The sequence below is a fragment of the Oleiphilus sp. HI0061 genome (genome assembly GCF_001635675.1).
Window position 1 is genome coordinate 1 of the sequence record NZ_LWFE01001451.1, and the last position, 879, is coordinate 879.

The 879-nt window shown below is 46.6% G+C and carries 1 protein-coding gene; it reads right to left on the minus strand.

Annotation, left to right across the window (positions count from 1 at the left end):
• On the minus strand, nt 1–879 hold an 879-nt coding region (locus A3735_RS22850; protein ID WP_304440005.1), incomplete at both ends, for a FimV family protein.

Consider the following 879-nt stretch of genomic DNA (forward strand, 5'->3'; position numbering starts at 1 on the left):
ATCGCTAGCTTCGGATCAGTCTCTTTACCGTTACTGCCGCCTGTTGCAGAGCTACCAGAGTTAGCACTGCTAGCACCGTCGTTTGTCTTTTCAGCAACAACAAGCTTGAGTTCATCACCAGCCCGCTTAACTGCTGGCTGATTAACGTCAGTTTTCGGTGCTTGGCTTGAAGCTACCGACTTCGAGCGTTTGCCTCTCGCAGACTCGTTCTGCGAAATAACTTCTTCTATTGCCTGATGCGTTGAACGCTGCTTAATCTGCTCAAGGCTGGGCAAACGTAGAACCTGACCTGCCTTCAATTTATTGATATTACCCTGAATGAAGGCACCTGGATTTAGGTCCTGAATAGCCAACATAACCTGCTGAGGGCTAACACTTCTATTTGGCCGCGCCTTGATTGCGATATCCCATAACGTATCAGAGCTACCAGTTGGGCCGTACTCACCACCTGAAATACCAGTCGAAGGGTTAGCAACAGAACGGCGACTTACCGGTGCAGGCTCTGGTACATTAAAAACATCGCCAGTTTGCGCTACCTGCGTCGTAACACTTGCAGCTTTAACCGGTGCGACAGGGTCTTCTGAAAATAATGGAGGATCAATCAACAAAGCGTATTCACGCAATAGTCGGCCACTTGGCCAAATCACTTCTACTAAGAAATTTAAAAACGGCTCTCGGACAGGTTTGTTTGTCGTAAGAACAACGACAAGCTTACCATCGGCATTCGTTTCAACTTTAAACCTCAGATCGGATAAAAAGTAAACACGGTCGACATTCGCTTTTAAAAACTCTTCGCGCGTTGCTAGTCCAGGAAGAATTTCTTCTGCCGAGAAATCACCTGAGTTTACAAGCTCTATTTCAGCTTTTAAGGGTTGGTTA